Here is a 22,991-nt window from a genome sequence, read left to right on the forward strand (position 1 = left end):
TTCAATAAAAAAGACTGGCCCGTGATATGTCTGGCGGATGACTTACTGAGTTCTTTATTATGATTTTTACCCTGCTGCCGTCAGAGTATATTTTGCCATGCAGAATTTTTTATGTCGGTCTAAAATCGTTTCCGCATCAGCCGGAATAGTTGAAAATCTGTCAAAGAAATCATCAGGATCCAGTATTCCTTTTTCAAACTTTTCTTCTATAACGTCATCCATGTCATAGCCGCTTGTAAAGTCAGCAGCACTTTTGTAGAGGGCATGTTTGTTTGTAAAAATTACAATAAGAGCCTCTTTCAGGTCTGACGGAAAATTTTTTCCTGTATATGAAGCTTCAAGATCAGTTTCCAGATAGGAACACATATCCTGGAATGAATCATTCAGCAGCCTTCTGTCAATAACTGCATCTTTTTTGCTGAGTTTTAAGAGAGCTGCGATTTCTTTGTATTCCATAAGTGTATCTTTTGAAGATGTATATCTTGGTTTTGCTTTTGAAACTTTCATTGTCAGACCCTTTTGCTTTTTTATTTTGAATAGAATTCAACAACCAGCTGGTCATTGATTTCTACCGGTATTTTTTTTCTTTCCGGATAAGAAACAAGTTTTGCACTGAAGCTTTCTTCATTTCTCTGAATGTATTCCAGAGGAGCTTTGTTCAGTTCCAGAAAGCATTTTTTAAACTGCGGATTTTTTCTGTCTTTTTCTACAAGGCAGATTTCTGATCCCACCGGTACTTCAAAAGAAGGAATGTTTATTTTCTTTCCGTTAACAGTAAAGTGTCTGTGGGTAACCATCTGTCGTGCCATGCGTATTGATGAAGCAAACCCTGCCCTGTATACAATGTTGTCCAGTCTTGTTTCAAGCATGCGGATAAGTTCTTCGCCGGTTTTCCCCTCTTTTTTTAAGGCCAGGGCATAGTATCTTCTGAGCTGGCGTTCGAGAATTCCATAGTAGGCTTTGATTTTCTGCTTTTCGATAAGCTGAAGTCCGTATTCTGAGATTTTGTGCTTTTTCTTAAAAGCCGGTGCGTTTGCACGGTTCATTGCTTTAGGGTGTCCGCACACATTTACCCCAAGCCGTCTGCATTCCTTGAACCGAGGGCCTCTTCTTGTTGCCATAAATATCTCCTTGTGTTTTACAGTTAGTTAATGCTAACTTTTTTTACAGGAGTATTTATAGCATGCTGAAGGGATAAAGAGAAGATATTTGAGATTTATTCTCCTTTGTGTTTTTTCAGGACATCAGGATGGTCTTTATAAAATTCCTTTCTGATTTTTGTCAGGTCTTCCCTTTTATTTATCAGGTCAAGATTTATTTTTGCAATCTGACGGTACAGTTCCATAAATGAAACGACTGGTCTGGATGAAATTTCGGCTTCCTGTTTGACGAAGTTTTTATTGTCATTTCGCCATTTTTCTTCATCCTCTGCTGTCCAGCCTGAAACTATATTTTTAGCCAGGGTATGCAGTTTTTTTATTTTAAACACTTCAAACCATTTTTTACCGGTATAGTTTTCCACTGATGTTCTGAATGCCTTGTCACTTACAGGAAGGGCTGCCGTAAAACATCTGTTCTCTTTAAAGTTAAAAGATGCTTCCGTGTATTTTTCTTTAAAGTCCTTAAAATCCTGAGAAGAAAAATATTCAGAGACAGATTCATCTGTTATGGTATATTCGAATTCTCCGCCCCAGAGCCCCTGAGCCAGAGTTTCCCTCTTTCTGAGATTTGTAACAGGAAAAATGTATGCCTGTGTAATTGAAAAACCTTCCGGAAGGCTTTTATTCATCTGTTCAATAAAAGTTTTTTCATCAGTGTCTTCATGAAGATAGAAGGTTGCAGTTTCTTCCAAAGATTCAATTCCTAAAGTCATTGCGGTGGCAAATTCCAGACGGGGAATCGGATTGAATCCTGCCGTAAATACAAACGGAAGTGAACTTCTTAAGACAGCTTTGTGAAAGATTTCTACCTGTGCCAGATATGCCGTGTATTCTGCTCCACGGTTTCGTGTAAAGTATGCGATGACTCTGTAAAGTACCGGAATATTGCAGTCGGGATAAACCGGGGATTTTTTTACAGGTTTCAATGGGGTTTGGGCAGAGATTTTTTCTGCTTCTTCCTTTGTGTGAACTTTGACATTTTCTTTTGTGTTACAGATACCGCATTTATGATCACAGTCAGGACTGCATTTTTTTGTCAGTATATGTTCCTTTGACTTCTGCCATTCTTTCTGGAAAAATGCTTTTGAGGTTCCCAGTGTAACTGAATCCCATGGCAGTTTTTCATTTTCGTCCCAGTTCCTGTAGATCCATCCCTTTACGTCATATCCGGATTCAGCCATTGCTTCTTCCCATAAAGGCATGTTCTGCTTAAGGTGTTCATCCCAGGCATCAAGCCGCGCACCTTTTTTGTAAGCGTTGAGGATTACTTTTCCTGCCCTGAAGTCTCCCCTGCTTAAAAGTCCTTCCAGTATGGTCGAATTGAAGTTGTGTCTTCCGATTTTGAATTTTCCTCGGGGAAGATGTTCGTGAACATAGTCTATTTTTTTCTGAGCTTCTTCGATTGTAATCTGCCTTACCCACTGATAGGCTGTATGAGGTTTTGGAATAAAGATACCGATGTTTACGTTGCACTGTATTTTTGTTCTGGCCTGAAGTTCAATAAGAAATTTACAGATTTCTTCTTCCTCAGATTTTTCATCGTTTTTATTGAAATAATTTCCAAGAGGCAGGCCTATCATAAAATAAAATTTTGCACTGCTCCATCCCCTGCTTTTTGCTTCACGGATGATTGATTCAAGATGCTGCGCGTAAACTTCTTTATTCAAGCTGAGCTGCCACATTTCGTCCGGAGTTTCTACTGCAAAAGTAAGGCCACTTTTTCTGACTACAGAGAGTTTTTCCAGAATATCAAGAGACATGCTGTTTACTTTTAGTGAAGGCAGCTGAAAAGAAACATTGTAGCCTTTATAGCGTTCATTTAATATGTCCAGAAGGGCTCCCACATCCGGAAAGTCTGCGGAACTGAGGGAATTCAAACTTATCTCCCTGTAACCGCAGTCAAATACCAGTCTGTCGATTTCATCAATTATCAGGTTAAGGCTTTTTATTCTTGACGGACGGTAATAAACGCCGGCATGACAGAAACGGCATCCGTTAGGACAGCCCCTCATTATTTCCACAACACCGTGATCCTGTACGGTTTTTACGGAAGGCATAGGATACCAGTCCGGTACTGACGGTACAAGACCAAAGTCTGCCTGAACGGTTCTTCTGGCTTTTGATCCAGGAGTATTGTCTTTTGTCCACATAAAGCTTTTTGTTTTTATGTGGCGGATAAGATCGTTTCTTGAAGCTCCTGCATTCCTTAAATCTTTTAATTCTCTTACAAGATTAAAAAGAGCATTTTCTGCTTCACCTATAAAAAATGCATCAAAAAAATCTGCAAACGGGGCAGGATTTGTAACTCCACATCCGCCTGCAATAACTATCGGGGAGTTTTCAGTTCTGTCTTCCGACAGCAGTTCAACACCGCCGGTTTCAAGCATTGCAAGAACCTGAGTAATTCCAAGTTCATACCCTATTGAAAAACCGATCATCTGGCACTGGTTCAGGGGGATTCCTGTTTCAAGGGTATACAGCGGAATGTTTTTTTCGCGGAGAAGGTTTTCAAAGTCTGTATCAGGAGAAAATACTCTTTCACAGCGGATTCCGTTGATTGCATTCAGACCGTTGTAAATTATTTTTACCGCAAGGTTTGACATTGCAATTTCATACAGGTCCGGAAAAGCAACTGCAAAATTAAAATTTTTATCGTTTTCTGTATGCGGCTTTACTGTAATGCCGTATTCTCCTCCAGTATATCTGGCAGGAGACTGAACCTTATTAAGGTCACTTCCAAAGTCGTTAAGAGGTTTTACAAGTTTCATTAGTTTAAAAATCCAGTCGTCTTGAATTAATGTTCATCAGAAGTCCCATGGCAATCATGTTTGTAAAGAGCGCGGAACCTCCGTAAGAAAGAAACGGCAGAGGAATACCGGTTACAGGCATGATGCCTATTGCCATTCCGACATTAATTATGAAGTGATAAAAAAACATTCCGAGAATTCCGGCACAGATATATGTGGCAAAATTATTTGAGGATTGTTTCATTATAAAAATTATTCTGATAAATATAAAAAGGTAAAGCGTAAAAATTGTAATTCCGGCAATAAAACCGAACTCTTCAGAAATTACGCTGAAAATAAAGTCTGTACTTTTTTCCGGAAGAAACTCTAAATGAGTAATCTTACCGTTTAAATATCCCATTCCTAAAAGACCTCCGGAACCTATGGCATTTTTTGACTGAATAAGATGGTATCCGGTATATTTAGGATCTATTTCTGGTTTTAAGAAAATTATGAGGCGTGTAATCTGATAAGGTTTAAGTACGATTGAACCTGCCAGAGAAAAAAACAGCGCCATGGTAATTATTCCGAAAAAATATGTAATCCAGTAGTAATAGTTTGTTTTAAAAAGAATTCTTCCCAATGCTGCAATTATTGTAATGATCAGGGAAATGAGGGCCATCAGGATATGGTACCTTCTGTTAGAAAGCAGATGTATTATCGGAATAGACTGGCGTGCAATCTGTGTTTCCCATATCGGCAGAACAGTAAATATAAGAGTCAGTACTATTGTTGAAAAAATAAGAAGAAGAAAGCGCAGCGGAATGTTGGCAAGAAAACACATTGTAAGGAAAATCGGAAGAAATACACTTGCGGTTCCCATGTCCGGCTGTATCAGGATTATACCCATCGGTATAAAAAGCAGGATTGCTGCCATTATAAAACGCCTGCGTTCATTAAGCTTTTCAGTGTTGTCTAAAAACAGTGCAAGCATAAGGATGAAGGAGATTTTTGTAAATTCGGAAGGCTGAAGCCTTACCCTCTTTCCCAGATAAATCCAGCTTGTTGCACCGTTTGTATTTTTTCCAAGAATAAATGTAAATATAAGGACTATAATAGATACTGCAAAAATGTGAGGAATGAATTTCTTGTATTTTCTATAGTCTATCATTGTAATGGCAGTCATCAGTATTAAACCTGCTGAAAACCATATTATCTGTTTTATGAATTCATTATTTTTATCCGAATTGATTCCTGCTGAATAAATAAAAAGAATGCCGATAAACGAAAGCATCGTCATGCAGAAAATCAGCGGAAAATCAAGTCGTTTTATAAAATTAAGTTTCATTCCTGTCTTCCTCTGTTTTTTCTTCCGTGTTCAAGCTCGTATTTTACATGTGGAAGTGCTTCAAGAGCTTCTTCATAGCTCTGATCATTAAAGATTCCCTGAATTATAATATTTGAAGCATATGGAGCCCACCACTCCCAGGTATTGACACCGTCAACAAGTACTGCTACTACAACCTGATCTTCAGGTTTAGCATCAAACGGAGCGTAGGTTACCATCCAGTTGTGCCAGTGACCTTCTTTAAGGCTTGAGTCTTCACCGGTACCTGTTTTTCCGGCAATCTGCACGGTTTTGTTTTTTAAAGGATATTCCGGGGTTCCGTTTGTAATTACGTATCTCAGGTCGTTCTGAACTTTTTTCCATACTTCCGGAGAAACGTCATCCGCTTTCTTTAATACTTCAGGCTTTATATTCTGAATGATGTCATCTGTTACAGGATCCCTGATTTCTTTAAGAAGATGAGGTTTATATATTACTCCTGAATTACATACCATTGCCATCATGTTTGCTATGTGAAGAGGAGTTACAAGGTCATCTCCCTGTCCGATAGACATGTTCATGGTATCTCCGCCAAGCCATTCACGATGATAACGTCGTTCATGAAGCGCCGGGGACGGAATGAATCCGGATTTCTGTGTGTCTGCAGGTAAATCAATCTGAAGTGGTTCTCCAAGACCGAATGAATGAGCATATTCTGCTATAGTATCAACTCCAAGATAGTCACGGCCGGCAATCCAGTAGTAGACGTCACATGACTGTGCAAGTGCGTCCTTCAGGTTAACGTTACCGTGTCTTCCTCCGCTTTTATATACGTGACATTTAAACAGGCGGTTTCCGTAGTTTATTGATCCTGGACAGAGAATCGGTTTTTCTTCAGGATATGCATTTTCATTAAGGATTGCAGTAGACATTACAATCTTAAATGTAGAAGCCGGTGGATATTCAGCGTATATTGCCCTGTTCAGGAAAGGTTCATTCGGCATCTGCGAAGTTTTTGTGAAGAGCTGACTGTAATCATCACTCGAAAAGATATTATTATCGTAGTACGGGTAAGAAACCATTGCAAGAATCTCTCCGCTTGCAGGTTTTAAAACGACAACAGCTCCAACTCTTTCTCCCAGTGCTTCTTCTGCCAGATGCTGAATTGTGGTATCAATTGTGAGTACAAGTTTTTTTCCGCTTTCAGGTGGATCTATGTCCGTCAGTGAGTTCAATACCCTTCGCTGTGCATCTACGGTTTTTTTTATTCTTCCCTTTTTTCCCCTTAAGAGAAGATCGTACTGCTTTTCTATTCCGGTTTTACCGATTACGTCATTATCTTTGTAGCCTTCATTATAGTGAAGGTTAAGTTCTTTCGGGGTGATGATTCCTACATAACCTAAGACATGACTTATGGATCCGCTTTCAACGTAGTTTCTGTTGGGTCTGTTTTTCCATGTTACACCTGGAAGTTCAGTAATATTTTCTGCAATATTACTGATTATGTTCAGAGGTACATTTGTCTTTACCGTTACGGGAGAATAGCTTTTTTTATTTTTTACTTTGTCATCAATATTTTTTTTGGAAATCCCAAGATATTCTGCAAGTTTAGTTGTTACCGTATCATAATAGTCTTTCGGAATGTTACCCGGAATGAGCTCGACGGCAAAAGAATCAGTGTTAATAACCATAGAAACATTATTGTTTCTGTCATAGATTTCTCCGCGCTGAGCAGGAATTTCATCGTAGTCTGTAGAAATTTTATCTGTATCTTCCCTGTACTGCTTTCCGTTTATGATTTGAATCGTAAAGAGCCTGATGGAATACAGTGCAAGCGTAAAGCTTATTATTATTGTAAGTATTGCAAGCTTTATGTTTTTTTGCTGTGTATTATCCGTGTTTCCGTAATTTCCGAACATCATAATCTTGTCTCCGGCGAAATGATTACGGAATTTCTGAAGAACTTAAGGAAAGAAAAAACAATAGGTGCAAAAATCGTATTTAGAAGTATTTCTATAAGGGTTTCGATTTCAAATATGGAGTAAACTGTAATTTTTGAAGGATAGAGGAACGAAAGAAGAAGCAGGAACAGGCATTTATAAATGGAGGCAATAAATCCCTGTATTGCAGGAACGATAACACCTTCCGTGTTAAGGCTTTTTGCAAAGAGTCCCGTAGTATATCCCAAGGTCGTCCTTAACAGACAGTTTAATCCGAATGGAGCTGAACTTAAAAAATCCAGAAATAATCCGGAAATAAAACCTGTTATTTCTCCTGCAAGTTTTCCATTGTGAAGTGAAAAAAACAGTACGCACAGCATTAAAAAATCAGGAGCTGCCGGAAGGATTGTAAGGTTAGAAACAATGGCGGCTTCAAAAATTGCCGTACACAGAAGAATGATTGTGCTTACAAAAATTGATTTTCCCATTGCTATTTCTCCACTGTCTTTGACATGTCAATTACAATAACATTCTCAAGCCTTCCGAAGTCGATAATAGGATCAACGTCAATATCAAGGGAGGAAGAATAATCAAGAGGCGTTATCATCGAAATACGGCCTACAGGAATGTCCGGAAGATAGTTTCCGTTTTCTCCGCTTGTAACGACAATGTCTCCTGTATGAAAGTCAGCGACAAAACGCTTTCTTATGTAATTAAGCTTAAGGTGTTCATCCTGAGTGCCTGTTCCTGAGATGATTCCGATGTCTCTTGTATTCTGAATCCTTACGGAAATATTGCACATTGAGTCATACACAGGCATGATGATGCTGGCTCCGTATCCGACTGTTACAATTTTCCCTACAATACCTTTATCTCCGTTCTGAACGGCAATAACACTCATTCCCTTTTTGATACCATGCATGGAACCTTTATTAATCGTTATTCCTGAATACAGCGAGTCAGGATCCCTGCCAATTATACGGGCCGGTATGTTTTTATATTCAAGGGTTTCCGTAAATTCAAGAAGAGATTTAAGCCTGTCATTTTCTTTCTGAAATTCGGAATTCTGTCTTTTCAGAAATTCATAGTTTTCAAGCTGTTCTTTCAGAGCGGTATATTTCTTCTTAAGGTCAGAAAGCTCCCTGATTCCATTTATTTTATCAGTAAAAAAATAAACAACGGAATTTACGCCTTTTTGCAGTGAGGAAAAAACTGTAAAACCAACGGAATTAAAACTTACGATGAATCTGCCGGAAGAAAAACCCAGCGTTATGGCACTGAAAAGAACCATAACGACAAGGAGTATTTCCGCAAGATGAAAAGTAAACGGCCCTTTTTTCATAACTAGTTGTTAAGGTTGTCGTATACAGATCTGATTGAAGACATATTCTTGAAAAGTTCAAAGGCTTCGCCTGCACCGCGGGCTACACATTCCAGAGGTTTCTTTACTCTTGTAACAGGAACTCCGGTTTCTTTAGATATAAGGGTTGTAAGGTTTTTAAGCATTGAACTTCCGCCGGACATGATGATACCGCGTTCAACGATATCTGCATTAAGTTCAGGAGGAGTTCTTGAAAGGGTCTTTTTTATTTCTTCTACAATTTTGCTGACAGGTTCTTTAAGTGCTTCCCTGACTTCTACTGAATCTACTTCAATTCTTCTTGGAAGTCCTGTTATGGAATCTGTACCCTTTACTTCCATTTTATCATTTGTCTTGTCAGCCATGGCATTTCCAATCTCAACTTTGAGGCGTTCTGCCATCTGCTGTCCGATAATGAGATTATGAATATTCTTGATATGCTTTATAATTGCTTCGTCAAAAGAGTTTCCGCCTACACGAATTGAACTTGTAACAACCATTCCTCCGAGGGAAATAACGGATACTTCTGTTGTTCCTCCACCGATATCACATACCATATGTCCGGCAGGTTCATAAATAGGAATTTCAGCACCGATGGCTGCGGCAAGACTTTCTTCGATAACTTCGACTTCCTTTGCTCCGGCTTTAAGAGCAGCTGCCATTACAGCATCACGCTCAACCTGAGTAATGCAGGAAGGAATACCGATTTTCATTCTTATAGATTTAAATAAATGACGTTTAGGAATAACTTTTGAAATAAAGTATTTAATCATTTTTTCTGTAGAAATACTGTCTGAAATAACACCGTCAGCAAGAGGTCTTATTGCTACAATATTTGTCGGGGTTTTCCAAAGCATTCTTTTTGCTTCAGAACCTACGGCAACTACTTTTCCTGTTCCCTTTTCAACTGCAACTACAGAAGGTTCATCAATTACAATTCCCTGACCGCGTACGTAAATCAAAGTGTTACAGGTACCAAGATCAATACCGATGTCAGTTGTAAAATTATCAAAAAAACCCATATATAATATTCCTCCCAGAGTTTACTTTATTTTTATTTTCGAGCTTCAAGAAGCTTTTTTGTTGCACCAGGGTGATTAACCTGTATTTTGCGGCATTGGCGCCACTCATACCTGGCTTTTACATAATCACCGAGTTTTTCATATAATACACCAAGTTCGTAATGTGCGTCAGCAGAATTTTCATTTTTTTCAAGAATTGAATTAAATTCATTTTCGGCTGACTGGTATTCACCTTCATTTATATAAATCTGTCCCAGAAGAAGGCGGGATTTTTCTATGAGTTCGTCATTTTTTGAAATATGAATGACTCTTGCAAGATACTGTCGTGCCGTCATTCCCTGCTTGTTCTTAAAATACTGCCTTCCAATATCATAAAGCAGTGTGTCTGTTTCATTGTTTATAAGAGCTTTTGTAAGGGCGGCAATGGATTTATCTGTTTCGCCCAGGGCATCATAGCTCAAGCCGAGAAGATGAGGAATATCAGGTGCAGAAAAACCGTAATCAAGAGCTTCGTTAAGATATTTTACGGTAAGATCTGCATAGAAATTATAAGATGCTGCCTTATCCCTGTAGTAATAGGCTTTTCCCAGCATATAACATACCTGAGGATAGGTTTCCCTGCTGCATCCTATGAGAGCTATCCTTAAATTTGCTATTGCTTCGTTAAGGTAATTTTTTGAAAGATTATAATCCGGTTCCGATTCTGCAAGCATGAAAGCACTGTATCCCCGGAATGTTCTTGCTGTATTGTTAAGAGGATTTTTCTGTATAAGGACGTCTGAGATTTCGTAAGTTTTTTTAAAACCTTCAGTAGTTTTCAAGTTCCAGTTATCGTAGAGTGCGTTTTCTGAGTATTCACTGTGAAGTCTGGAATAAATTACGTTATATGAAATGATAGAAACAGCAGCTATTGCCGTGAGAATTACTGCAAGGATAATTAGGTTTTTAAATAGCCTGCTCTTTCTTCTCTTTATTCTGTCGGATTTGTATCCGGATTTCATAAGCTGTATTCCCACCTAAAAAAAAGGATACGGTAAGCCGGGTTCTGGCACATCTTTCGATGTATGGTCATCTATCCACGGCATCTGTTACCAGATGTCTCCAGCAATCTACCCGCAGTATAAGACCGGAATGTCAAACTGCTGCATGATCTTGCTCCAGATGAGGTTTGCTTATGCCGGAACTGTTACCAGTTCCGCGGTAGGCTCTTACCCTGCCTTTTCACCCTTACCCTGTAACAGGGCGGTAATTTTCTGTAGCACTTTCTGTTAGTCAAGGGGCTATGCTGAATGTCAGCAGCTACCCTTTTCTACCCGGACGTTATCCGGCATCTTTTCCGGTGGAGCCCGGACTTTACCTCACGGAAGTTCCGTATCATCACAGAAAATCCGAGCGGCCATGTATCCTCAATTAATTACTTATTCATCATATCCCATTGATTTCATGTCAGAAGAATCCTGATCTTCATCATCTTCGATAAGATCTTCATCATCCTCGATAAGATCTTCATCATCAAGATCAGAAAGACTTCCTGCTTCATCCATAGAATAATATTCTGATTCGTCTTCTGTTTCTTCATATGTCAGAATGCGGCTGCAGTATGGACAGAAAAGAATCTTTTCATTTTTGCGTACTTCGTTAGCGAACTGTGCAGGAAGAATCATATGACATCCTGAGCATACATTTCCGCGTACTGCAACAAGACCTTCCTTATTACGTTTAATGATGCGCTGAAACTTGATTATTGTCTCGCCGTCAATTCCTTCAGAAAGATCAGCTTCTTTACCTTCAAGTTCTGAAATCTGTTTTTTGTATGATTCAATTTCGCTGTCAAGGCTTGATTTATTTTCGTTTACTTCTGATTCTGTAGACTGGATAAGCTGAAGGGAATCCTTAAGGCTGTCTTCCATTTCTGCAATGAGTTTTTCTTCTTTCTGAATCTCTTTACGAATTTCAGTTTCATGTTCCTGTGCTTCAGTAATCTGCTTGTCGAGAAGCTCGTATTCACGGTGGGTACTGATGTTGTCCATGCCTTTTTCACCAGCTTCACGTTCTTTTTCTGCTTCAGCAAGGTCTGCTTTCAATGCAGTGAGCTTTTCCTTTTCAGTTTCAAATTCAGCATTTTTCTCGATGTATTCTTTTTTAAACTGTTCAAGACTTTCAAGGCTTCCTGAGAGTGACTTTGGAAGCTCTTCCATCTTTGCTTCAATTCTGTATTTTTCAGCAAGCACTTCCTGTAAATCTTTCAGCTTGCTAAGTATTTCTGTCGTCTGCATGATCGTATCCTCATCTACATATTTATCGTAGGGTAAAATATATCCTATTTACCCTGTTGTGTCCATTGGTGAATTTTACATCAGGTATCAATATAATCCCTGAGTCCGGAAGCTCTTCTCGGATGGCGGAGTCTTCTTAAAGCTTTTGCTTCAATCTGTCTGATGCGTTCACGGGTAACGTTAAAGCACAGACCGACTTCTTCAAGGGTGAGTGAATATCCGTCGTCAAGTCCAAACCTCATCTTAAGAACTTCCTGCTCTCTCTCCGGAAGAGTATTGAGTACAGTATGAAGCTGTTCCTGCAGGAGAGTGTATGCAGTCTGATTTGCCGGATTTTCAACATCCTTATCTTCGATGAAATCTCCCAATGATGAATCTTCCTCTTCTCCAATTGGAGTTTCAAGGGAGATAGGTTCCCTGGCAACATTTTTAACCTGTTTTACACGGCTTACAGGCCATGAAAGCTGCTGTGCTATTTCTTCATCCGTCGGTTCACGACCAAGTTTCTGAACAAGCTGTCTGCTTTCCCTTACAACTTTGTTTATCTGTTCAATCATATGTACAGGAACACGGATTGTTCTTGCCTGATCAGAAATAGAACGGGTAATGGCCTGACGAATCCACCATGTAGCGTAAGTAGAGAATTTATATCCCTTGCGGTATTCAAACTTTTCTACAGCCTTTATAAGTCCGATATTTCCTTCCTGAATGAGGTCAAAAAGCTGAAGTCCGCGATTGGTATATTTTTTTGCAATAGATACAACGAGACGAAGGTTAGCCTTGATAAGCTTGTTTTTGTGATTTTCAAGCATTATGCGTCCGCGTTCGATTTCTTTTTTCATTCCGATGATTTCATCAATGGAATTTTCAAAATCATATTCAAGTTCCCGAAGCTTGCGCTCGATTTTCTGAATTTCAGTATAGTCTGAGCGTATTTCATCTGCAGAAAGTGCCAGTTCCTTCTCAAGCTTTACGCATTCTGAATGAATTGCAAGACGGCGCCCTATGCTTCGCAGTGCTGCTGCATCAGGAATATGAAGTTTCTTCATGCGTCTTTCCTGAATGAGCCTGTTTTCTTCAATTTTTACAGATGCATCAATGAATTTTGAACTGAAACGTTCTATTTCTTCAGTCTGTATGTCAAGTTTCTGAAGGTTAGGCATTATCTTTTCACGGAGTTCAACAAGCTGCGGATCCTTAAAGATATTGAGAGTCTGGTCATTTTCGCTCAGCTGCTTTTTAAGGGCCATGTACTGCTTGATGTCCTGAACTGCAGGCTTAAGGTGTTCGCTGTAGGCTGCCTTAAGGCGGTGTTTTTCTGCCATTTCTTCATTAAGCTCTTTTCTTGCCCGTCCAGGTTCATGCATGTCGATTCTTGTAAATGCTTTATGAGCAATATTATAGAATTCAGGAATCATCATTCCGGAATTCTTGATTACATTCTTGATTATGTTCTGACCTTCTTCCATCTTCTGAGAATGGAAAACTTCCTGTTCTGCAGTGAGAAGGTTTTCTTTACCGATTTCGCGGAGGTAAAGCCTGATTGGATCGTCTATGCTTGAATCTTTGTCGTTTGCAATGAGTCTGTGTCTGTCTTCAGAAGTGTCATCCAGTGCACCTTCTGCATCATCCTCAACATCCTCATCATCTGCTTCTGCATCAAAGTCATCTTCGTCATCAGCAGTTTCTTCCATTACCTGAATGTTGTTGGCCTGAAGAAGCTGAAGGACGCCTTCCATTTCTTTTGAATTTACGAAGTCCTGCGTAAGAATATCTGTAATTTCATCCCATGATATAATCTGTTTGCTGGAAGCATATTCAAGCAGTTTCTGAACTCTAGGATCAAGATTCTGAAGTTCTGCATTCTCTTCGTCTGAATCGTCGATGATGTCATCAACTTTTTCATTTTCCTGAGATACAGCTTTTACTTCTTCGCTTTTCTTTGCTTTTACCGGTGTCTTTTTTTCTGCTTCAGAAGCCTGAGACTTCTCTTTTTTTGCAGTCTTTTTTTCTGTATTATCTGCTTTTTTAGCGGTTTTGGCTTTTTTTTCTGCTGTTTTTGCAGTTTTATCTGCTTTTACTTTTTTTTCTGCAGACTTATCAGCCTCTTTTTTAGACTTTGTTTTTTCAGATGTTTTTTTTACTGTAAGAGCCATTGTTAATCCCTTTTCTTAAGATCTTCCAACCGCGAAGATATTTCCATTCTTCTTGAAATCAGTTCCATAAGCTGAGCTTTGTCTTCCGGAAGCTGGCTTCGTTCTAGCCTGCATATCTGTACCTGAAGCTCATCATTCTGCTTTTTCAGTACATTCCTTTTCAGCAGCTTTATGCTTTCATTGACACTTTGTTCTTTATTAGCGGAGTCTGTCTGCAATGATTTTATTATCAGGTTCTGCAGTTCCGGATTTTCACAATGATTAAGTATGCTGCTTACTGAGAAATTATCGTTTCTGGAACATTCCTCCAAGATAATGAATATTTTCTTTGCCAGAGAATCACTAAGATCATCTACCGTAATTTCGTTGCGCAGTTTTTTGAAAAAGCTTATGTCATCGTCAATCACACTGAGAACGGCTGCTGATTCTGCCGTAACTTTGATTTTCTCTTCCTTTACATTCTGATCTGACGGTAAAGTCTTTTTCATTTTCTGCTCAATCTGACTGCGGTTCAGATAATCGTTTCTGATTGCATCCAGGCTGACTTCGTATGTCCGGCAAAATTGCTCCAGACATGCGTTTTTCTGTATGTCTGTCTGAAGGGCATCTATATATGTAAAGAATTCCATGGCGGCTTTCAGTTTGGCGTCAGGGGAATCCTTTCCATAAGTTGCTGTCAGAACGGACAACAAAAAATCATTGTCCAAAATAGCGGAGTTAACTTCATTTGTCAATACTTCAGGACCGTAGTTTATCATTATTTCTGCAGGATCTTTTCCCCCTGAAAGCTTTATGACTTTTACGGTAAGGTCATGCTGCCGGCACATAATTATTGCTCTTTTCGTTGCTGCAAGACCTGCTCCGTCAGAATCAAATGACAGCATTACACAGCCGTCCCTGACATAGTTTTTTACCAGAGAAATCTGTTCCTCAGTCAAAGCTGTTCCCAAAGGTGCCACTGCATAGGTAAGTCCGCACTGATGATATGCAATGCAGTCCATGTAGCCTTCACAGAATATTACTTTATGATTTTCATGAATTGCCTGTTTTGCAAAATTGAAGGCATAGAGAGTGCTTCCCTTTTTGTATTGAATCAGGTCTGAAGAGTTAAGGTATTTTGGTGATTTTGAAGGATCTCCCCGTAAAAAACGTCCACCCATAGCCACGACTTCGCCGTTTTTGTTAAAAATAGGAAACATGAGCCTGTCATTGAAAAAAGAAATGTCCGGATATCTTTTACTGAAAAGTCCGGAATTTGCCAGAAATTCATCGCTGTAATTTTTTCCTTTCAGAAATTTTTTCAGCCAGGTTCTGTCTGCCGGACTGTATCCCAGCTTGAATTTTTCAAGAGTTTCTTTTGTCAGTCCTCTTGCGGTTATGTATTCGAGGGCAAATTTTCCCGCCTCAGTTTCCATCAGCATGTAGTGAAAGGAATTTGCAACTCTGGTGTACAAGTCCGTATATTCTGCCTTTAATTGAATTGATGGATCTTTTCTATACTCTTCCCTTCCTGTTGATGTGTATTCAACCTGAACTCCGCTTTTTTTTGCCAGAGATTCTACAGCTTCAGAAAAGGAGCAGTTTTCCATTTCCTGAATGAATTTAAAAACTGTACCTTTTGCGTGACATCCGAAGCAGTAGTAGAATTTTTTGTCAGAAGATACACTGAATGAAGGAGTTTTTTCATGGTGAAACGGACAGCATCCCCACCAGTCATTTCCTTTCTGGGTCAGCTGTACGTATTCTCCTATGACGCTGACAATGTCAGTTTTATTTGAAACTTCGTCAATGGATTCCTGCTTTATGAAACCGGCCATTATCTGCTCTTTGAAGTATAATTGATGGTTTCTGCAGCTTTGTGCTGGTCAAAGTTTGAACTGAAAGTATGTGCACCGCGCTCAGGATCAGTAAGTACGAAATAGTAATAGTTTGTTTTTGCAGGATTACATGCTGCATCAAGAGCAACCAGTCCCGGATTTGATATAGGTCCCGGTGTCAGACCTGCCCACATATAGGTATTGTATGGATTATCAATTTTAAGATCATTGTATGTTATGCGCTCAGGATGAGGTTTATTGAGGATTTCAGTTATGATGTATTCAATCGTTGCGCATGAATAAAGTCCGATACCGTTTCTGAGTCTGTTTGTAAATACGCTTGCGATAAGAGGAGCTTCGTCTTTAAGCCTGTATTCCCTTTCGACTATTGAAGCCAGCGTAAGTGTTTTGTGAAGGTTTTCCGGTGTCATTTCTGAAAGTCCGCTGATTTCTTTTATTCTTTCAAAAAAATTGTCCGTCAGTTTCTGTACTGCATCGTAAGCCTTCATCTTTGGTGTAAAGAAATAGGTGTCAGGAAAAAGGTATCCCTCGAGGTTTTCTGCCGGAACAGAATATGCTGCTATAAGTTCAGGATCTGCAAAGGCTGTCATAAAATCCTTTCTTGAGCAGACTCCCTTTTCTTCAAGTATCGTGCCTATTTTTGATGCAGTAAGGCCTTCTGGAATTACGACTGTTATGTAAATCTGAGTTCCGGACTGGAGAAGATTGTAGATTTCTTTCAGCTTCATTGAGCTGGATACCGTATATGTTCCGCTTTTTAATTCAAAAGGATGTTTTCTGTCAAAAATACTGAATCTTGCAGCTATGTAAAGTGCTCTGGAAGATTTTATGAGGCCCTTCTTTTCAAGGAGTGATGCTGCATCCTTTACAGTCATTCCCTCAGGAATATCAATCTGCATGGTAACTGCATTTTCAGTTCCTGAAACCGGTGATACTGCAGATTTCCATATTGCAAGAAGAATAACGATTCCGATTGCAGCTACAGCAATAATCCATAAAAGTGCAGCAAGAATTATATTTGTTTTTCTGTGCGTATTTTTTTGAGATGTTTTGTCTTTCAAAGTTCTATTACCTTTCCTTCCCGGGCGAGATGCAGCTCAGGAATAAAATTCTGTTTGTAATTCTGATAGATTTTACCTGCATTAAGGATAGAGTCAAGTTTTTTATCATCGTAGGTAGGATCATGATGAAACATGTACAGTTGTTTTATGTTCCAGAGTTCTGCAAAATCAATTGCGTAACTGAAACTAGAATGTCCCCAGTTTTCTTTCTGTATGGCTTCAGGATTCGTGTACTGACAGTCAAATATGATTATGTCTGCATCCTTAAAAAATTCATTGCGTTTTTGTGTTCTGTCAAAATCACTGTTCTGAAGTTCAACATCCGTTGAGTATATTAATTTTTTCCCGTCTTCCTCGAAGGAAAATGAAAAGGAGTCACCGGGATGAGTCATTTTGTGGGCTTCTATTTTAACACCTTCAATTTCGTATTTTTTTTCTTCCTCAAGATAATTGAAGTGTATGTGGTCTTTTATATTGTCCCATTTTGCATTAGGTGGAAAATAAGGGGTGGTATTCTGGCCTGCCATAAATTTTTCTGCATCTTTAAAACAGGAATAAATTTCAAGTTTAGCATTGTGGTCATAAATTTTATCAAAAAAAGGAAATCCCTGTATGTGATCCCAGTGATAGTGTGAAAGGAAAAGATGATAAGTGTTGTTTTTTGTTGCCGGAAGTTCTTTTCCCAGCAGCCTGATGCCGGTACCGCTGTCCATTATAAACTCAGTACCGTTTTTTGATCTGACCTCTACGCAGGGAGTATTTCCACCTGTAGTTCCGAATAACCATTTTGGCAGATTGGATAGAAATTTCGTTTTTGTATCTTCATTTTCAATATCCTGTGGAGTCAGACGTTCAAGAACTGCGGAAATTTTTGCCTGAATCTGATCCGGTGTGACGGGAGCAGGAAGTGAACCTCTTACTCCGAAGAATTTTATATACAACTATCCCTCCGAAAATCCTCTAAATTATAATACATTGTATTTAAAAAAACTAGAGTTTTCAAAGATTTTACTGTTACAGAAAGTTGAAAATTTTTAATAATTTGAAAAAAAAGGAGAATAAAAAAAGTGCCAGCTCTTTAGAACTGACACTTGCTGGGGAGTGAAGGATTCGAACCTACGAAGGCGGAGCCAGCAGATTTACAGTCTGTCCCCTTTGACCACTCGGGAAACTCCCCTGACTCCTGTTTAAGGAGATAAGCCGCCAGTAGGATTCGGACCCACGACCCCGAGATTACAAATCACGTGCTCTACCAACTGAGCTATAGCGGCTTGTTTTTTTTTGTTGCTTACCGTCGCGCGGTAAGTGATTGAGATATTACAGGAAACACATAATTGTGTCAACAGGATTTTAAAAAAAAATCAAAAAAAATTAAAATTCTGTTTTTTTATTTTTTTTCATCGCCTGCAAGTTCTGTGTAAAGCGGCAGGTAATATTTTTCAGCTACATTTTTCCAGGAGTAGTTTTCCTTAACATATTTTGCGGCATAGGCAATCATAGACGTAAAAATATTCGTTTCCGGAATTGCCCGTATTTTTATCAGGGAATAGAGAACTTCTGAAAGTTTTTCTGCAGTATTCGGGCTGTAAAGAAAACCTGTTTCTTCATCAAGTATTTTTTTTAAGCCGCCAGTGGCATTTGCAACAGGAATCGTTCCGAAAAGCTGAGCTATAAAGTCTTCCAGACCGCAGGGTTCAAAATAGCTCGGATGAAGTGAAAAATCTGCGGAAGCGACACTGAGTCTTGCCATCTGCTTTGTATAGCCTTTTATGTACACTGCCCTTCCCGGATAATCTTTTGCAATTGCTGCAAACTGCATTTCCAGTTCAGGGAAGCCCTGCCCTGCAAAAATAAAACGGACGTTAAGTTTTTTATCCAGTATCAGTCTTGCGGCTTTTGAAGCAACGTCAATTCCCTTCTGATGAGCAATTCTTCCGTGATATGTTATGCAGACTGTAGAGTCATCCGGTTCATCAAGATATCCGTATTGAATCAGAGTTTCATTTTCAGCATGTTTTTTTGCATTCTTTGCTGCGTAATTTTCAAAAAAGTATTTTCTGCAAAGATACTTTCCCTTAAGGTCATGCCGCTCCGGACAGAATGTGTAAGGTAAAAGGGAAACTTCCGGATTTCCGGTATCATATTTTTCTGCATCAATTCCGTTTATTATTCCCTTTACTTTAATTTTTTTTGCTTTAAGTGCTTCTGAAAGACCGTCCGTATCTGTATCACCGGAATTTATTTCATCCGCATACCAAGGAGAAACTGCAGTAAGGGTGGAGGTTCCTGCAGCCAGGAGGAATGGTTCTATCCGTTTTCCGGACATTCCGCAGGAAAGAATTTTTTCACTAAGCCCGGTAAGGAATTCTGCTTCCCTGATATCCTTAAAATTATGATGGTAGCCCGGTCCTGCATTATGTATTGTAACAATGCATTTTGTATTTCCGTAGTATTTTTTGTCTTCAGCAGACTGTCCCTGTGCCTGTTTTACAAATACCGGAACGAGGGCTGCCGTTGCGTCATGACAGTGTATTATGTCAGGGGAATCTGTAATTATTCTACGTGCTGCGAGGACAATACCCTTTTGAAAGAGAACGTTGAGTTTCAGTACGTCTTCATGTCCTTCTCCCTTTGAATGTCGGGGATTTTCAATCTGTTCCTGTTCTGTATAGGTATAAACACCCTGTTTTTCTGCAAAAGCCGGGTGATGAAGAAAAACAATATGTACTCCGTTTATGATACCTTCCGAAAACCTGACGGATTCTTTTTTTCCTGCAACGGTAAAGGAGACTTCTTCCCTGCAGTCATGGAGATTTTTTACTGATGAAGTATCTGTACATGCGTAGTACGGTATGAAAACCGTAACATCACAGCCGGACTTCAATAAAGTTTCTGACAGAGAACATACGACATTTTTTACGCCACCGGCTTCGGCTATTCCTGCATATTCTCTTGAAACAACAAAAACATTCATCCGGTGTACTCCCGTCAGGACTGTGCAAAATCAGGCCTCAGTGCCTGTGCTCCGTTTATATATACAGGTTTTACCTTTGTGCCTTCAGGCAGGTATGCGGTAATCATTACACGTATTACTTTCGGAAGCATGCCCTTTATTGAAGCTTCCTGAGCCGTAAAAAGAGGTACTGATGAAGTGTCCGTTCCCGTATCAGCACGTCTGAGAGCTGTTGCTGCATTAAGGGCATCAAGATCAGCCGTCATTGAAAAAATAATGTTTACGATGTCATCTCCTGAAATACTGTTTTCCCTGAATAGTTTCGAGCACATTTCCCGTACGGCATCTGTTATTGATTCTGCCGTATTCTCTGCACAGGATGCACCCCGTATACTGTATAGTCGTTTCTGCATTTTTTACTCCGAGGATTATTTTATGTCACTCAGGACTTTCATTACCTGTGAAATATCTGAACTTTTTGATATTTCTGCAAGGGACGGGTATTTTTCCATAAGTCCTGCAAATTTTTCAAGCCTGTCAAGAATCCTGCTGTCATCCAGAATATCCTGAGCATGTTCCTGGGCTTTCAGTTTAAGAATGCCGTCAAGTTCCGACACAAAAGTAAAGTAGCTGTCTTTCAGCCTGCGGTAAAGTTCAACGTCAGGAATGCGGGAAGAAGCAATTTTTATTGAATTGATGTTTATGTTTTTAAAATCTTCCGATGCTGATTCTTTAAGTGAAAGAAGTTTTTCTTCGTTCAGGAGGTTTATTTCATCTCCCGGAAGGAGCCCTTCTGAAAGTATTGCTGAAGTTATCCTGTCTGCAAGAGACTGGGCTTTCTGTTCCAGGTACGCGTTTAATTCTTCCTGTGAACTTATTACTTTTCTGCTGTAAAGATTCAGAATTTCTTCTTCACTTGTATTTAGTGAAATTAAGTATGTTACCTGATAAGAAAAATCCGGATTTTCAGGAACCTGACTGCTGTATACGTCAGCACTGGCAAGGGTTCCGCTTGAAGTTACGCTGAATGTTTTTCCGCAGCTGTCAAATTCAATTATTTTTGTATTTTTAGGAATGAGGTGTTCCCACCTCCAGGTAAAGTCTCCGGTTTTTATAATCTTTTCGTATGTTCCGGAAGTTTTTGAGACCATTATTCCGCATGAATCTGCCTCAATGAAAAGCTGCAGCCATCCGAATGCAAAAACTGCTGCTGCAGCAGCCACAAATATGAATAAACTTAAAAATCTTCTCTTTGACTTCATGGAAAAATGATACTATATTTTGTAAAGATTTCCAACATCAAGAAAAGGTTTATGGAACGTAAATTTAATTCGCTTAAAAATAACAGCAGTACCTCTTTACTCTTCAGAATTACGTGCAGGTTTGTTCTGTATCTTTTTCTTCAGGCCGGGGCATTTTTCATGCTTTATGTAAGTGGAAATTTTCAGGGCTTCATGGACAGAACCCAGAATTTCTTACTTCTGCTTTGTTTCTTTAATCTTGCAGTATTATTTCTGTTTTCCGCTGCCGGATGCATTGAGTGCGTTGCACTGAGGGTGTTGAATAATCAGCGCCGTTACTGGCTGTATTTTATCTTATTTCTGCTTATTGCACTTCTTTCTATGGGACTCGTACTTTTTATAAGCGCCCTTTCGTTTATTTCAGGCGGACTTCACTGAAAGAATTAAGGGAGTATGTAAATTTAAGGATCAGGATATGGGAAAAGGAAAAATAAAAGTTCCGGAAAAACTTCATAAGGTCTGGGAAATTTTCAATCAGCATGGTTTTAAGGTTTATCTTGTGGGCGGTGCCGTAAGGGATGAGCTTTTAGGAAAAAAAAGTCATGACTGGGATCTGGCAACTGACGCAACTCCTGCACAGGTCATGAAGATTTTCAGGAAGGTTATTCCTACGGGAATAGCTCATGGAACTGTAACGATTCATATTTTCGGACTTGAACTTGAAACTACTACTTTCAGGACTGATTCTTCGTATTCTGACGGCCGTCATCCTGACAGTGTCCGTTTTACCGGTGATATAGTTGAGGACCTTTCCAGGCGCGATTTTACGATGAATGCCATAGCCTGCAGTCTTGAAGACGGTTCTTTGACGGATCCGTTCGGAGGTGAAGAGGATATAAAGAAAAAGATTATATGTACTGTAGGCAATCCGCTGGACCGGTTTGATGAGGACGGTCTCAGGCCTGTAAGGGCCGTGCGCTTTGCAGGACAGCTTGGTTTCGATATTGAAGACTGTACGCTGAAAGCCCTTTCTGATAAAAATGTCCTTAAAAAAACTGCGGGTATTTCTGTAGAAAGATTTCGTGACGAATTCATGAAAATAATGGCCAGTCCCAAACCATCTGTAAGTCTCAGACTTCTTGAAAGTACCGGCATGCTGAACCTGTTCATTCCTGAATTTCAGTCCTGCAGAAACTGTATTCAGAATGACGGACGGGGTTTTCATGAATTTGATGTGGCGGATCATATTTTTTATTCCTGTGACGGAATTCCTTCCGGCAATGTTCTGGTACGGCTTGCTGCATTTTATCATGACATCGGAAAACCTCAGTGCAGGACCGTGGAGTCTAAAGACGGAATGAATCTTTTTCATTTTCATCATCATGAGTCCGTTTCTGAGAAAATTGCCGTTTCAAGCATGACAAAATTGAAATTTTCCAATGATGAAATAAAGAAAGTCAGCCATCTTGTAAAGGAGCATATGTTTTATTATGAAAGCAGCTGGAGTGATGCTGCAGTCAGACGTTTCATCATAAGGATCGGACTTGAAAATATTGATGATCTGTTTGCCCTGCGGCTTGGAGATGTATACGGAATGCACCGTATTCCGATGGATCCCCTTTCGCCTTCATGGAAACTCCTTCTTGAGCTTAAGGAACGCATAGCCCGCATTACGGAAGAGAATAATGCCCTTTCTCTCCGGGATCTTGCTGTTTCAGGAAATGACCTGATGGATGCCGGAATTCCAAAGGGAAAGGTTCTTGGATTTATCCTGAAGGAACTTCTGGAATGCGTCATTGATTCTCCGGCAATGAATGACAGGGAAAAACTCCTGTCTTTAGCCGTCAATATTTATGATGCAAAATACAGGTGTTAACTTCATATTGTAACGAAAAATAAAAAATGATAGCGTGTACTGCAAATTATTTATG

The 22,991-nt window shown here is 39.5% G+C and carries 19 protein-coding genes, 2 tRNA genes and 1 other RNA gene; 2 read left to right on the plus strand and 20 right to left on the minus strand.

Going from position 1 to position 22,991, the window contains the following annotated elements:
* Positions 1 to 66: 66 nt before the first annotated feature.
* The 20 genes from HNP77_RS03275 to HNP77_RS03370 all read right to left on the minus strand — a co-directional run bounded on the left by HNP77_RS03275 (position 67) and on the right by HNP77_RS03370 (position 21,081).
* Positions 67 to 507 carry a hypothetical protein gene (locus HNP77_RS03275; RefSeq protein WP_184651723.1) on the minus strand — a complete coding sequence of 147 codons (441 nt, stop codon included), beginning with the start codon at positions 505 to 507 and terminating at the stop codon, positions 67 to 69.
* 20 nt (positions 508 to 527) lie between these two features.
* Positions 528 to 1,121 (minus strand): 30S ribosomal protein S4, encoded by a 594-nt coding sequence (gene rpsD, locus HNP77_RS03280; protein ID WP_184651724.1) that lies wholly within the window; start codon positions 1,119 to 1,121, stop codon positions 528 to 530.
* A gap of 95 nt (positions 1,122 to 1,216) precedes the next feature.
* Positions 1,217 to 3,928: a TIGR03960 family B12-binding radical SAM protein gene (locus tag HNP77_RS03285; protein WP_184651725.1), complete on the minus strand. Its 2,712-nt coding sequence runs from the start codon at positions 3,926 to 3,928 to the stop codon at positions 1,217 to 1,219.
* Between the two features lie 4 nt (positions 3,929 to 3,932).
* Positions 3,933 to 5,234, minus strand: a complete 1,302-nt coding sequence (gene rodA / locus HNP77_RS03290) for a rod shape-determining protein RodA (protein ID WP_184651726.1) — start codon at positions 5,232 to 5,234, stop codon at positions 3,933 to 3,935.
* Complete coding sequence (gene mrdA, locus HNP77_RS03295; RefSeq protein ID WP_184651727.1) at positions 5,231 to 7,135, minus strand: penicillin-binding protein 2; 1,905 nt, start codon at positions 7,133 to 7,135, stop codon at positions 5,231 to 5,233. The genes rodA and mrdA overlap by 4 nt, the downstream gene beginning before the upstream one ends.
* The gene (gene mreD, locus HNP77_RS03300; RefSeq protein WP_184651728.1) at positions 7,132 to 7,641 is read right to left on the minus strand and encodes a rod shape-determining protein MreD; all 510 of its coding nucleotides are present in this window, start codon (positions 7,639 to 7,641) and stop codon (positions 7,132 to 7,134) included. The genes mrdA and mreD overlap by 4 nt, the downstream gene beginning before the upstream one ends.
* 2 nt (positions 7,642 to 7,643) lie before the next feature.
* Positions 7,644 to 8,495: a rod shape-determining protein MreC gene (gene mreC / locus HNP77_RS03305; protein WP_184651729.1), complete on the minus strand. Its 852-nt coding sequence runs from the start codon at positions 8,493 to 8,495 to the stop codon at positions 7,644 to 7,646.
* A 2-nt stretch (positions 8,496 to 8,497) separates the two neighbouring features.
* Complete coding sequence (locus tag HNP77_RS03310) at positions 8,498 to 9,535, minus strand: rod shape-determining protein (protein WP_184651730.1); 1,038 nt, start codon at positions 9,533 to 9,535, stop codon at positions 8,498 to 8,500.
* A gap of 32 nt (positions 9,536 to 9,567) precedes the next feature.
* Positions 9,568 to 10,536, minus strand: a complete 969-nt coding sequence (locus HNP77_RS03315; RefSeq protein WP_184651731.1) for a tetratricopeptide repeat protein — start codon at positions 10,534 to 10,536, stop codon at positions 9,568 to 9,570.
* Between the two features lie 17 nt (positions 10,537 to 10,553).
* Positions 10,554 to 10,945: RNase P RNA component class A (rnpB, locus tag HNP77_RS03320), an RNA gene on the minus strand.
* Between the two features lie 8 nt (positions 10,946 to 10,953).
* The gene (locus tag HNP77_RS03325; RefSeq protein WP_184651732.1) at positions 10,954 to 11,811 is read right to left on the minus strand and encodes a zinc ribbon domain-containing protein; all 858 of its coding nucleotides are present in this window, start codon (positions 11,809 to 11,811) and stop codon (positions 10,954 to 10,956) included.
* Between the two features lie 80 nt (positions 11,812 to 11,891).
* Positions 11,892 to 13,967, minus strand: a complete 2,076-nt coding sequence (rpoD, locus tag HNP77_RS03330) for an RNA polymerase sigma factor RpoD (protein ID WP_184651733.1) — start codon at positions 13,965 to 13,967, stop codon at positions 11,892 to 11,894.
* A 2-nt stretch (positions 13,968 to 13,969) separates the two neighbouring features.
* Entirely contained in the window at positions 13,970 to 15,784 is a 1,815-nt protein-coding gene (dnaG, locus tag HNP77_RS03335; protein WP_184651734.1) for a DNA primase, read from the minus strand.
* Positions 15,784 to 16,866 carry an endolytic transglycosylase MltG gene (mltG, locus tag HNP77_RS03340; protein WP_221266510.1) on the minus strand — a complete coding sequence of 361 codons (1,083 nt, stop codon included), beginning with the start codon at positions 16,864 to 16,866 and terminating at the stop codon, positions 15,784 to 15,786. The genes dnaG and mltG overlap by 1 nt, the downstream gene beginning before the upstream one ends.
* Entirely contained in the window at positions 16,863 to 17,807 is a 945-nt protein-coding gene (locus HNP77_RS03345) for an MBL fold metallo-hydrolase (protein WP_184651735.1), read from the minus strand. Before HNP77_RS03345 ends, mltG begins: the two co-directional genes overlap by 4 nt.
* A gap of 154 nt (positions 17,808 to 17,961) precedes the next feature.
* A tRNA-Tyr gene (locus HNP77_RS03350) sits at positions 17,962 to 18,043 on the minus strand.
* A 21-nt stretch (positions 18,044 to 18,064) separates the two neighbouring features.
* Positions 18,065 to 18,137, minus strand: a tRNA-Thr gene (locus tag HNP77_RS03355).
* Between the two features lie 116 nt (positions 18,138 to 18,253).
* Positions 18,254 to 19,840, minus strand: a complete 1,587-nt coding sequence (locus HNP77_RS03360) for a glycogen synthase (RefSeq protein WP_184651736.1) — start codon at positions 19,838 to 19,840, stop codon at positions 18,254 to 18,256.
* Between the two features lie 14 nt (positions 19,841 to 19,854).
* On the minus strand, positions 19,855 to 20,232 hold the full coding sequence (aroH, locus tag HNP77_RS03365; RefSeq protein ID WP_184651737.1) for a chorismate mutase: 378 nt from the start codon (positions 20,230 to 20,232) through the stop codon (positions 19,855 to 19,857).
* Positions 20,233 to 20,247: 15 nt separating this feature from the next.
* On the minus strand, positions 20,248 to 21,081 hold the full coding sequence (locus HNP77_RS03370; protein WP_184651738.1) for a hypothetical protein: 834 nt from the start codon (positions 21,079 to 21,081) through the stop codon (positions 20,248 to 20,250).
* Positions 21,082 to 21,132: 51 nt separating this feature from the next.
* Between HNP77_RS03370 and HNP77_RS03375 the strand changes: the two genes are divergently transcribed.
* Together HNP77_RS03375 and HNP77_RS03380 are read left to right on the plus strand one after the other, a co-directional pair.
* Positions 21,133 to 21,498 carry a hypothetical protein gene (locus tag HNP77_RS03375; RefSeq protein ID WP_184651739.1) on the plus strand — a complete coding sequence of 122 codons (366 nt, stop codon included), beginning with the start codon at positions 21,133 to 21,135 and terminating at the stop codon, positions 21,496 to 21,498.
* A 37-nt stretch (positions 21,499 to 21,535) separates the two neighbouring features.
* A complete protein-coding gene (locus HNP77_RS03380; protein ID WP_184651740.1) occupies positions 21,536 to 22,936 on the plus strand; it encodes a CCA tRNA nucleotidyltransferase in 1,401 nt (466 codons plus the stop codon).
* The last annotated feature ends 55 nt before the right edge of the window (positions 22,937 to 22,991 follow it).

The sequence above is a fragment of the Treponema rectale genome (genome assembly GCF_014202035.1).
Lineage (GTDB): Bacteria > Spirochaetota > Spirochaetia > Treponematales > Treponemataceae > Treponema_D > Treponema_D rectale.